Source organism: Clostridium sp. 10cd*, from assembly GCF_044336395.1.
GTDB classification, from domain to species: Bacteria; Bacillota_I; Bacilli_A; order Erysipelotrichales; family Erysipelotrichaceae; genus Clostridium_AQ; species Clostridium_AQ innocuum.
In genome coordinates this window covers 3804490-3816613 of the sequence record NZ_CP172347.1, presented here as the reverse complement: position 1 = coordinate 3816613, position 12124 = coordinate 3804490, and the positions used below count along the sequence as shown (strand labels likewise).

Here is a 12124-nt window from a genome sequence, read left to right as displayed (position 1 = left end):
GTATAATGAAGGTATACATAGGAAAGAGGGTATTGTTATGAAACAAGAATTGATGAATGCTATCACAGAAAAAACAAAGGAGCTTATGAATTCTGTTACTTGCAGTGCAGAAGCAAGGGCTGCGGCTCAGACATGGCTTGATGCGGTAGGCACACAGCGCATTGAGGAGGTAACTCAGGCGTATATGAAAGAACTGGAGGAAGATATTGTCACTATTCAGGATTTGATTGCGCTGGCAGAATCAAATCAGGGAAAGCAGATATTTGGTGAAGAGAAGGCAGTTCAGGTAGCGGAGCATGCAAAGGAAATCAAACAGCAGGGAGCGCTATACTGCGATTGTCCTGCATGTACAGCGGCTGCCTATATTCTGGAGAAAAAGGATGAGCTTCTCAAAGCAGTGAGAGATAAGTAAAGAGCAGCAATTTGATTTGTCTGAAACCATAAGTAGGGCAGGAAAAAGGTTTCTGATCTATTGAAAACACAATAGAACAGGAACCTTTTCCTGTGTGAAAGATTCTGACTTTTTCATCCTTTTTCATAATTGCTGAATAAGTAAAATGAAAATTCTGAAGCCGGTGAAATAAATTGATGAAAGACTGTCACAATAAAAGAAATTTACCGTCTAATAAGATGTAGGAAAATAAGGAGGATGTATGGACAAATTTTTTATAACCTGTATGTTAGGTATTGCAGTCGGGGCAGTAGATATTCTGCCCATGGTGAAAATGAAGCTGGATAAGTATTCAATAGCATCGGCATTTGTATTTTATTTCACCTTGCCGTTTATCATATTGAATACAGAGTTGTTTCATGTGGTATGGTGGATAAAGGGAGGGCTGATTGGCGGAATACTGGCTCTTCCCATGATTATCATCGTATCCAAGGAGGACAAGAAATCTGGACTACCCATGCTGATTATGTCAACCATGCTGGGCGAGGTTATCGCGATTTTGGCACACCTGTTTTCATTGTAAATTTATTTACTGTATAAATACTCCCGGACTGCTGTCAACATGCACAGTGTCCGGGAGTTTTATAATAGCAATGAATTTGGTAAAGCTACTGTATCTGTAAAATACTGAAGACACCAGATGGAGAGTTTGCAAGCAGTGAAGATGTATATAGGAAAGAGACCTGAACATCTGCACTAATCAGCGTATTTACAAGAAATGTTCCGCTGACACTTACTGTTGGTGCCGTTAATGTAGCGTTGGCGCTTGTCGCAAAGCCTGTTTGGGAAACACCGTTTAGCTGAGGTGTAACACCGATTGCACCTGCTACAGTTACAGATGCTTTTACCAAAAAAGAAACCTGATAGACATGTCCGGCACTCAGATTGATTGCAGTTGTACTTGCTGCTGAAATAGTTGTTCCGTTGATAAATGCAGTAGAAAATGTAATGAGAGAGTTGCTGGATATGGACGATGCATTGACAGAAAATTGTCCATTTTGCGCTGTTGCGGTCGCCCCCGTGCTACCGGTTGCTCCTGTTGGTCCGGCAATTCCATTGGCTCCGGTTACACCGGTATTACCCTGTGGTCCGGTTGCGCCTGTGACTCCGTTAGTACCAGTTGCCCCGGTATTACCGATAGAGCCTGTAGCTCCCGTTGGACCAGTCGGTCCCGTGCTTCCATTGGCTCCTGTATTACCGGTCGCTCCTGTGGCACCCAGTATGCCGGAAAGTCCTGTAGCTCCCGTGCTGCCGGTTGCACCTGTCGGTCCTGTGATGCCGTTCGCGCCTGTGCTGCCTGTGGCCCCGGTAGGACCTGTAGCTCCGTCTGCGCCTGTTATACCACTTATCCCGGTCGCTCCGGTTATTCCAGTTGCTCCGGTTGAACCTGTGGGCCCGATGGGACCTGTAGATCCCTGTATGCCATCAGCTCCTGTATTGCCGGTCGCTCCGGTTGCTCCAGTATTTCCATCATTGCCAGTCGCTCCGGTATTTCCCGTAGGACCTGTATCCCCGGTGGCACCCGTAACTCCGGTATTGCCAGCAGGACCTGTCGGTCCTGCTTCTCCGTTTTGTCCGGTTGCTCCAATCGGTCCTGTAACACCAATGGCCCCAGTAGGACCTGTATTGCCGGTTGCCCCTGTGGGCCCGCTAACGCCATCCGCGCCCGTTGCGCCTGTCGCGCCTGTGCTGCCTGCTGCCCCGGTTTCTCCGGTTGCACCTGTCGCTCCATCACTTCCAGTCGGTCCTGTGTTTCCGGTTGCACCTGTAGGTCCGCTCGCTCCTGGTAAACCAGGTTCACCACTTGCCCCTGTAGCCCCCGTTGCTCCATTCTCTCCCGTAGCTCCGGTAGCTCCCTGTATACCGGTGTTTCCAGTTGCTCCTGTTGGTCCTGTATTGCCTCTGGAACCTGTTGGTCCTGCTGTTCCGTTCGCGCCAGTAGGCCCCGTCGCACCGCTGATTCCTGTCGCTCCTGTTAACCCTGTCGCACCGGTTGTGCCTTTCGGTCCTGTTTCGCCCGTTGCACCATTTGGTCCTGTTGCACCTCGTGCTCCGGTAGGACCTGTACTTCCATTAGCACCAGTAGGCCCCGTCGCACCACTGATACCTGTAGCGCCGTTTGCTCCTGTGCTTCCTGTAATACCTCGCGGACCTGTCGGTCCAGTGGGACCTGTAGGCCCGGTAGGACCTGTAATCCCAGTATCCTCCAGCATCTTCAGCATATTCTTCACCTCCAGTCTATGTTATGTCGCTTTTCTTAAGTATCATAGGTATTCTGCTTGGTTACCAAGAGGTTTCTCCATGCTTATGGTTGTTTGAATGTATTCAATGCAAAAGGGGGTTCTGAAAAAGAAGGTTGTTTTTTCTATTTTACCGTGTTTGACGCTTGCTCTTGCTTTGTACATTCGAAAGGCTATTGCTGTGTTACTTCATAACAGGATTTTCTTAAATAGTGTGCAGTTATAGTGTCAGCCTGTTCAAGCATTTGCTTTGGTGTCCCCATGAAAACAACCTCTCCACCTGCAGTACCGCCATCCGGTCCGATATCTATGATATAATCTGCCTGCTTCATCACATCCAGATTATGCTCGATAATGATAACTGTATTACCTCGTTCTACAAAGCCTTCCAGCAGTTTCATGATACTTTTGATATCGGATGCATGAAGACCAGTAGTTGGCTCATCCAGTATAAAAATATTTCCTTTATTTTTAAGATGCTTTGCAAGCTTAATTCTCTGACGCTCACCACCGGAAAGTGTTGAAAGTGGTTGTCCGAGTGACAGATAGGATAAACCTACCTCGTGCAGGGTGCGCAGTTTTCTGAAAATCTTTGGCTTGTCATTGAAGAATTCCAATGCATCTTCAACGGTTAATTCCATAATGTCGGCTATGTTATGTCCACGGTACTCATAAGATAATGCCTCCTCGCTGTAGCGTTTTCCTTCGCACATTTCGCATACGGTTGTTACAGGGTCCATAAATACGAGCTCTGTAACAACAATTCCCTTTCCATGGCAATGCGGACATGCTCCTTTGCTGTTGAAGGAAAACATACCGACATCAATGTGATGTTCATTTGCCATCAGCTTTCTGATATCATTACTGAAATCCAGGAAGGTTGCCGGTGTAGACCGGCCGGTTGCAGTTATTGGCGTCTGATCCACGAGGACTACACGGTCTTCGTATTGCTTTGCAAAGACATCACGGATAAGGGAGCTTTTTCCTGAACCTGCCACGCCACTCACCACTGTAAGAATATGCAGAGGAATATCCACAGAGACATGCTTCAGATTGTGTAGTGATGCGTTATTTATGGAAAGATATTCAGTTGGGATTCTGGGCTGATTTTTTATCCTGATTTGCTCACGCATTGCATGACCGGTTCGTGTATCTGAACATAAAAGCTGCTCATAGCTTCCCTGAAACATAATCCTCCCTCCATTTCTTCCTGCCAGTGGGCCTACATCTATTATTTCATCTGCTATTCTGATGACATCCTTATCGTGTTCTACTACCAGAACTGTATTTCCTCTGTCTCTCAGCTTGCGAAGCAAATCTGTCATTCTGTATACATCTCTTGGATGCATGCCTGTGCTTGGCTCATCAAATATATAGGTTAAACCTGTCAAGGAGCTCCCCATATAACGAACCAGCTTCAGTCTCTGTGCTTCACCCCCTGATAGTGTGGAGGATTCTCTGTTCATGCTCAGATATGGAAGCCCGATATCAATCATACGGCTTAGAGATGATGTTAGAGCCTCTATGATTGTGGTTACTCTTGCATCCTTTATTCCACTGATAACATCCCGTAACTTCAGAAACTCCATGTCACAAAGATCAGCAATTGTAAATCCGTTGATTTTACAGGACAAAGCATGCTCATTTAATCGCTTACCATGACAAAGTGGGCATTCTTTTTCCTGTATCATCTCTTCTAAACGTTTTTTTGAAACCTCAGAGGAACCCGAATGGTCCCGGTTGATAAGAAGTCTTGAAAAATGATTGTGAATACCTTCAACACGTTTATTCAACCGTTTGTCTCCACGTTTGTAGGCTCCGTATAAAAGAAGATTGTATTCCTGTTCGCTATAATTTTTAAGCGGCTTTTCAAGATCAAACAAACCGGATTCTGTGTACTGTCGATAATACCAGTTACCAGGATGGAAGGCAGGAAGATCGACCATTCCCTCCTTCCATGATTTCTCGGGATCTAGTGCTTTACATATATCCAGTTCAATAACTTTTCCAAGCCCTGAGCACTCCGGACACATTCCACTTGGATCGTTGAAGGAGAAACAGGAGGCGCTTCCTATATAGGGGGAGCCTATTCGCGAGAATAGCAGTCGCATAGCAGAGTAAAGATCACTGATGGTGCCAACGGTTGATCTGACATTCCCCTGTAGTCTGCTTTGATCGATAATAACTGAGGCACTCAAATGATCGATGTGATCTACTTTAGGCTTTTCGAATTTAGGAAGGCGTCCTCGTATGAAAGCAGTATAAGTCTCGTTCATCTGGCGTTGACTCTCTGCAGCAATTGTATCAAATACAATGCTGGATTTTCCAGAGCCGGATACTCCCGTGAATACAACAATTTTGTCTTTAGGTATGGTAAGAGATACATGCTTCAGGTTATTTTGATTCAGTCCTCGAATCACTATGCTGTCTTGTTTTTTCATTTATAACTCCTTTGCTAGTTCATGATAAATATCAATACTCATTATATAGTCTCCCCTAATGGTAGAGTCAATAGGGTTATTCTGTTTTTGAAGCAGATAACATCTTATAGCATGATTTCATATAGCTGTGCCTTCTCGTAATTTTAAGACGATATCATCTGTAGCTTGATGATTTACTATGAGACAAGTTGCTTAACCGTATTACATTGATGTTCATTTACGGATAATGACAAATGAAGATGCAAGACATCATTTACATATTGCTTTTATATGAAACTGTCTGATTTTTATAATGAGACTGGAATACCTGTTCGATCAGCATGTCTTGTGAAAACAGATAGGGCCAATGTTTTTTACAGAAGATTCATTGACTTTGTGAAAACGCTATCTTACAATATATAAAGAAATGAATTGCCATAGAAAAGGATGGTGGTAACATGGCAAAGGTTTTAATTAGCCCTGGAAAATATGTACAGGGTGCTGGTGAAATGAAAAAACTGGGAGTATACGCAGAAGGGTATGGAACGAAAGCACTGATTTTGATCAGTGAGGGCGGATATCGCAGAATTGGAAAGGATATTGAAAACAGCTTTGCTGGAACAGGCTGTACGTTTATTTTTGATTATTTTCATGGAGAATGTTCAAAACATGAAATAGAGCGGTTACGTGGAGTTATGAAGAAAAACACATGTAATCTTGTGATAGGTATCGGTGGAGGAAAAATCTTTGATACAGCCAAGGCGGTTGCACATTATGAAAAAACTGCTGTTTTGATTTGTCCAACCATAGCGTCAACAGATGCTCCATGCAGTGCACTTTCCGTAATCTATACAGATGAAGGGGTTTTTGAAGAATATCTCTTTTTACCTGCTAATCCGAATCTGGTCCTGATGGATACAGATATCATTGCAAAATCTCCTGTAAGACTTACTGTAGCTGGGATGGGGGATGCTCTTGCAACCTATTTTGAAGCGCGGGCATGTGAGCAGAGTGATGCGGTGAGCTGCGCAGGCGGTAAGGTTACCGGAGCTGCTATGGCACTTGCAAAGCTGTGCTTTGAAACTTTAATGGAGGAAGGTGTGAAGGCGAAGCTTGCTTTGGAAGCAGGCGTGTGTACTCCTGCTGTTGAAAAGATTATAGAGGCTAATACGTTGCTTAGCGGCATTGGCTTCGAGAGCGCTGGTCTTGCAGGAGCTCATGCGATTCATAATGGTCTGACTGTATTGGAGGAATGCCACCATATGTATCATGGCGAGAAGGTTGCATTTGGCACCATTGCACAGCTGGTTTTAGAAAATGTTGAAGCTGCTGAGCTGCAGGAAATCATAGAATTCTGTATTGAGCTTGGATTACCTGTTACACTGGAGGAGCTTGGTGCTGCTGAAATCACAAAAGAGAAAATAATGGCAGTAGCGAAGGCAGCATGTGCGGAAAATGATACACTGCATAATATGCCGTTTGAGGTCACTCCGGATAAGGTGTATGCGGCTATTATCGCGGCAGATGCTTATGGACATTATTTCCTTAATGAAAGCTGATACACACCAAGTAAATGTGTGAATTACATTACAGATTATAGCAAACAGATAGAGTGGATGATGACGCCATTCTGTCTGTTTTTGCTTTTCTGTATATTCAGAAACGACATCCTGAAATGTAGCTGTAGCAAATCGCTGGCATTGTAATGCACTCTTTTCCATTATGAGGCAGCTATTGGATAAACATATCTCTTGTATAATTGATTATCAAAAGGGCATACTCCTGTTACAGAATGATAGTATTATGTTATGCTGATGCAAAGGAGAAGAGATACTATGAGAAATGTAACGTTGTTTATAGCGATGAGTCTTGATGGATATATAGCAAAAAAGGATGGATCTGTTGACTGGCTGCAGGGACAGGAAACTGAACAGGATGATATGGTGTCTTATCAGGAATTCATACAGGATGTGGATACCGTGATAATGGGCTGGAATACCTATCATCAAATAATTACGGAGCTTTCACCAGAACGTTGGCTTTATGAACATTTGGAAAGCTATATATTTACACATCGGAAATTGATCGGTAAGGAAAATATCCATTTCATTCAGGGAGACATATGTGAAAGTATACTGCATATGAAAAGGCAGGAAGGAAAAGATATTTGGATATGCGGTGGTGCAGATATTATTCAGCCCTTAATTGAACAGAATATAATTGATACTTATCATATCTCTGTGATTCCGATTATATTAGGCAGCGGTATACCATTATTTCAAGGGCGAAAAACAATTTTGAAATTAAAGCTTGCTGCCTCTAAATCGTATAACGGCATTACAGATTTGATATATAAACGAAGATAAGGCAGAAAAAACCACACTGCCTCGAATGCATTGAAATACTTTTCAATCAGGCGATATCAGAGCGGCTGTAAAGAACTTTTCCAATAATTTTTACAGGGAGATCTCTCACTTCCTCCTGCGTAAAGTAGCGGGCAGGCACTGTGGGATTGGCTGCCTCCAGAATGAGGAAAGGTTCTTTTTTTATAATGCGTTTTACGGTCACCTCTGTATTTCCAATCAGGATAACAGCGATAGTACCACTTTTTACATCATCACACTGCTTTACATAGATAAGATCCTGATCATGTATATGAGCACCTGTCATGGAGTCACCGCAGACGCGAAGAAAATAATCGCCCCGATAATAATCGCTCTTTGATACCTCCTCATAGCCTGCCAAGTTTTCTTCTGCAAATAATCCATATCCGGCCTTTGCTGTTCCAAGCAGCGGCTTTTCAAATCTGTCAGAATTCTTTAATAAGGATTCTACATCTGTCCCCAGCAGATAAGAAAGCTTTTCAATAACAGCAGGCTTCATGACCTTAGTCTCACCCTTCATCCACCGTGAAACCGTTGATTTATTGACGCCGACATGCTCTGCTATATAGTCATTGGTAACACTCATCCGGCATTTATATTCATTTAATAAATCTTTTAGCTGCATAATGACTCACCTCTTTTCATCATTATAAATTAGAATAACAAAAGTTGCAAGAAATTTCATTAAATTCTTAAAAAATAAAAAATTTGCATTAAAAAGTTGCATTTTATATTGATAAATGCAACTTATGGTAGTATAATCGCAGATGAAGAGGTGGAGATATGATGAAGGCTTATCTATGCATTGATTTAAAAACATTCTTTGCTTCTGTTGAATGTGTGGAGCGCAAGCTCGATCCGTTTGCAGTTAATCTGGTTGTCGCAGACCCCTCCAGAGGTAAAGGTGCGCTCTGTCTGGCAGTATCACCGAAAATGAAAGAACAGGGAGTTCATAACCGGTGCAGAATTTTTGAAATACCGGATAATATCTCCTATATCACTGCCATGCCGCGAATGAATTTGTATATGCAGTATTCTGCTGATATTTATGGGATATACTTAAAATATATATCCAGAGAGGATATTCATGTGTATTCTATAGATGAAGCATTTCTGGATGTTAGCGAATATCTGCAGATGTACAGTGTCAGTGCAAAGGAGCTTGCCCGTATGATATTGCAAGATATCTACACAACAACCGGTATTACGGCAACAGTAGGTATTGGTACAAATCTTTACCTTGCTAAAATTGCATTGGATATAACTGCTAAGCATGCGAAGGATAACATGGGGGTACTTGACGAGCAATTGTATAGAGAGACGCTTTGGCATCATAAGCCTGTATCTGACTTTTGGCAGGTTGGACGTGGAATTTCCAAGAGGCTGGAAAAGTACAGTGTGGCTGATATGTATGATATTGCACATATGGATGAGCGAATTCTCTATCGGGAGTTTGGTGTGAATGCAGAATATCTGATCGATCATGCATGGGGCAGGGAACCGACGACCATCAAGGAAATAAAGGCATATAAATCAAAAAGCAACTCATTGTCAAACAGTCAGATTTTATTTGAGGATTATAATTATGAAGAGGCATTGCTGGTCCTGAAGGAGATGGTTGAGCTAAATGTACAGAATCTTGTGGAATCTCACCGGGTAACGGATCATATCGGTCTGTATATCGGTTACTCAGCAAGAAATGTAAAGGCAACCGGAGGCTCCAGAAAATTATCCAATGTAACTAACTCGTATGCATATCTGCGTAATGCATTTATTGAACTGTATAGGGAAACAGTAAATCGTCAGGAGCTGGTACATATGCTGTCTATCAGCTTTGGAAATGTAGTTGATGAAATGTATGAGACATATGATTTATTCACAGATTTCAATGCTCTGGAAAAAGAGAAGAAACTACAGCTTACTTTACTTAATATCAAACACAAATTCGGAAAAAATGCTGTGATAAAGGGGATGAATCTCCTGAATAAGGCAACTGCAATATCTCGCAATAAGCTTGTAGGTGGTCACAATGCAGAATAAACAGAATCATACGAGTCGTGCGAAATTATTCTTGCCCTTTGATTCTTTGAAAGGCTTTCGTGATTACTTGAAATGTAAGGAACGCGTGGTAGTTGACAAAAAGCAGCTTTCTTCGGATGCCTGTGAGGTATTGGATCGTAAATTACAGCAGATTCAAAAGGGTCAAATGGTTAAAATTGTTTATTATGATCAGCAGGAATATGTAGAAGTGAAAGGGTTGGTGTCTAAATTTGATCCTGAATATTTGCACATTATTCAGATTGTGGATAAGGTGATACACTTTCGTGATATCATTGAAATTCAGGCGGAGAATCTAAAAAATATCAGTTGGGACTAAGGGGATTACTCAACGGTAAGAAATAAAGGATAATTCAACTCTAATGCATCAATGAATTTGAAACATCCACTTTGCCACCCAGAAGTAAGAAAGAACTGAAATGGCAGCTGCTGTTTTAAAAAGAAATCACGTTGAGCTGTTTCTAAAAGATAAATGAGCGGTTTCAGACATGCCTATATAATCTCTTTTCAGCAAACATGTGCAGAGGCAGGAAATTTATACACTGAAGCACAAATAATCTCTGCAGCAGATTCTTATTTCTTCTGCTTTTCCTTCACAGATTGAGCATATATCGGTTGAGAGTGCAAATTCATCATAATGGTTATCGAGCAGGAATTTTTGATTAAATTCTAATAACAGGCAATTGCAGGGATATCATAAGCCTACAAAGGAGCCTATAAAATTTCAGAAAATTTCTAGGAATCAAGAGGTGTTGAGGAGTCTGCAAAGTAAGTCTTGATAAATATCTCCATAGTTTTTTTATATGAGTGTTTGTAAGAATGATATCATTACTAACCTGCGAACGGAGTCATAAACATATATTCATTTTTTAAAATTCGTATCCTTGTAACTGAAGGAGCTGCAAGGCATACATGCCGAGCGCTAAACAGCTGATTTTTTCATAAAAGCATTTGTTGCAAGGTAAATGGTGTGATAAGATAAGGATGAATAAGCGTTAAGGAGGATGATTGGATGAAAGAAGAAATGAGTCTGCATGAGTGGATCTATAATTATATTGAAGAAGCAATCCGCTTTGGGATTTTCCGTCAGGGAGAAAAGCTCCCAACTATTTCACAGTTTGCTGAACGATTTCAGGTTTCCAGGCGTCCCGTCATTCATGCCTTTAAGCTCCTGGAGGAACATCACTACATAGAGATGTCACGTGGCAGGCATTCACGTCTTACACTGGGACTTAACGAAGAGGAGTGTAGAGAGAACTGCATTCAGTTTTTTCTGGAAAGAAAATATGCAGTACAGGATTTGTGTGAGATACGCAATATTTTGCTTCCTGATTTGTTTACCCAGGCTTTGTGTTTGCTTAAAGAGGAACAATATGCCGCAATTCATAAAAGTATTGATCAGATGCAGGGTGAACGTACAGTCGTGGCGTTTGTGGAAACGGTCCTCTCTGTATTTGGAAATCCGCTGGTTTGCTGTCTTTATATGGAGGTCGCAATATTTGGAAGACTGTCTTTTTATGAAAAAATAAAGGATTCTATGGTGTTGCAGGGAATTCGTGCGCATAGTGATACTACGAAGGTACACGCATTTATTGATGCAATACATCAAAAGCAGCTGACTCATCAGGATATATATGAAATAACGAAAAAATACTTTGTGGATGATTCCAGAAAAACACAGGAGTGCTATGCTAAGCTTCCACAGCGAAAACCTGAGCGTAAGGTAAGCTTTCGCTGGAATATATATCGTGGACGGCCACGGCAGATTTATAATATTGCAAGCAGTTTATTGAAGGATATCATTTACCAGATATATCCGGTAGAGAGTCGCCTTCCACGGGTTTTGGATCTTTGCGAGATTTATCAGGTGAGTGAACCGACTCTGCGACGGGCTATGTCAATTCTTCAGGCGACCGGTGTTATACAGCCTATTGGCGGTAAGGGAATGAAAGTAATTCAATGTGAGGAAAACAGAATTCATGAGATGCTGGAAGACAACGGTGTCAGAGAACGTGTGATTGAAGGTATGCAGTGTCTTCAGATTTTACAGTTAACTTGCCAGGCATTTACCACTATGTCTTTTACAAGTATGGTGCAACGCCATGAACAACTCCAACAAGCATTATCAAATACAGAAATCACAAGTATAAATTGGGTGAGACTAATTTGTGAGTATTGTGATTCTATCATGGATGTAAATAAGCAGGAAAGCCTAAAGAGCATTTTTGAAGAGCTAAAACAGCATATTCTATGGGTTTATCCGTTTATTTGCCATTTGGATAAAGAGAGATATCAGTCGATATTTTGTCATACCTTTGATGTGCTTCGATATGCCATGAAAACAAGGGATGGGCAGTTATATGTGAGTGAGATGAAATATCTGTTCTATCTTGTACTGGAAGAGGTTCGCAGTCAGCTGGAATATGCTGGAGTAAAAGAGGCAAAGGATTTGAAAATGATTTCATTCAGAATGGATATATAAACGATTATTCAATGAAAAGGTTTCCTGATTACAAATGCAGAAGTGGAAATAAAAAAATTTAGCGTGGATACAGGTAGAAAAAAGACTGT

The 12124-nt window shown here is 41.7% G+C and carries 10 protein-coding genes; 7 read left to right on the top strand and 3 right to left on the bottom strand.

The features are described from left to right. Window positions 1–37: 37 nt before the first annotated feature. Together ACG3M1_RS19040 and ACG3M1_RS19035 are read left to right on the top strand one after the other, a co-directional pair. Entirely contained in the window at window positions 38–412 is a 375-nt protein-coding gene (locus ACG3M1_RS19040) for a hypothetical protein (protein WP_008818644.1), read from the top strand. 241 nt (window positions 413–653) lie between these two features. Then, entirely contained in the window at window positions 654–974 is a 321-nt protein-coding gene (locus ACG3M1_RS19035) for a hypothetical protein (RefSeq protein ID WP_008818645.1), read from the top strand. An 85-nt stretch (window positions 975–1059) separates the two neighbouring features. Here ACG3M1_RS19035 and ACG3M1_RS19030 read toward each other — a convergent pair whose 3' ends face one another. Then, a complete protein-coding gene (locus ACG3M1_RS19030; RefSeq protein WP_008818646.1) occupies window positions 1060–2673 on the bottom strand; it encodes a collagen-like protein in 1614 nt (537 codons plus the stop codon). A 191-nt stretch (window positions 2674–2864) separates the two neighbouring features. Further along, complete coding sequence (locus ACG3M1_RS19025; RefSeq protein ID WP_008818647.1) at window positions 2865–5132, bottom strand: ATP-binding cassette domain-containing protein; 2268 nt, start codon at window positions 5130–5132, stop codon at window positions 2865–2867. Window positions 5133–5569: 437 nt separating this feature from the next. Here ACG3M1_RS19025 and ACG3M1_RS19020 point away from each other — a divergent pair, with 437 nt between their 5' ends. Together ACG3M1_RS19020 and ACG3M1_RS19015 are read left to right on the top strand one after the other, a co-directional pair. Beyond that, window positions 5570–6670, top strand: coding sequence for a glycerol dehydrogenase (locus ACG3M1_RS19020; protein WP_002605767.1), 1101 nt, complete (start codon window positions 5570–5572; stop codon window positions 6668–6670). A 276-nt stretch (window positions 6671–6946) separates the two neighbouring features. Beyond that, a complete protein-coding gene (locus tag ACG3M1_RS19015) occupies window positions 6947–7477 on the top strand; it encodes a dihydrofolate reductase family protein (protein WP_008818648.1) in 531 nt (176 codons plus the stop codon). 46 nt (window positions 7478–7523) lie between these two features. Here ACG3M1_RS19015 and ACG3M1_RS19010 read toward each other — a convergent pair whose 3' ends face one another. Further along, window positions 7524–8120 (bottom strand): LexA family protein, encoded by a 597-nt coding sequence (locus ACG3M1_RS19010; protein ID WP_002605765.1) that lies wholly within the window; start codon window positions 8118–8120, stop codon window positions 7524–7526. Window positions 8121–8278: 158 nt separating this feature from the next. On the opposite strand from ACG3M1_RS19010, the gene ACG3M1_RS19005 reads away from it, so the two are divergent. The 3 genes from ACG3M1_RS19005 (at window position 8279) to ACG3M1_RS18995 (ending at window position 12035) form a co-directional block, all read left to right on the top strand. Next, on the top strand, window positions 8279–9535 hold the full coding sequence (locus ACG3M1_RS19005) for a DNA repair protein (protein ID WP_009270542.1): 1257 nt from the start codon (window positions 8279–8281) through the stop codon (window positions 9533–9535). Beyond that, on the top strand, window positions 9525–9872 hold the full coding sequence (locus ACG3M1_RS19000; RefSeq protein ID WP_008818650.1) for a YolD-like family protein: 348 nt from the start codon (window positions 9525–9527) through the stop codon (window positions 9870–9872). Before ACG3M1_RS19005 ends, ACG3M1_RS19000 begins: the two co-directional genes overlap by 11 nt. Before the next feature lie 693 nt (window positions 9873–10565). Continuing rightward, window positions 10566–12035 (top strand): GntR family transcriptional regulator, encoded by a 1470-nt coding sequence (locus ACG3M1_RS18995; RefSeq protein ID WP_008818651.1) that lies wholly within the window; start codon window positions 10566–10568, stop codon window positions 12033–12035. Window positions 12036–12124: the final 89 nt, after the last annotated feature.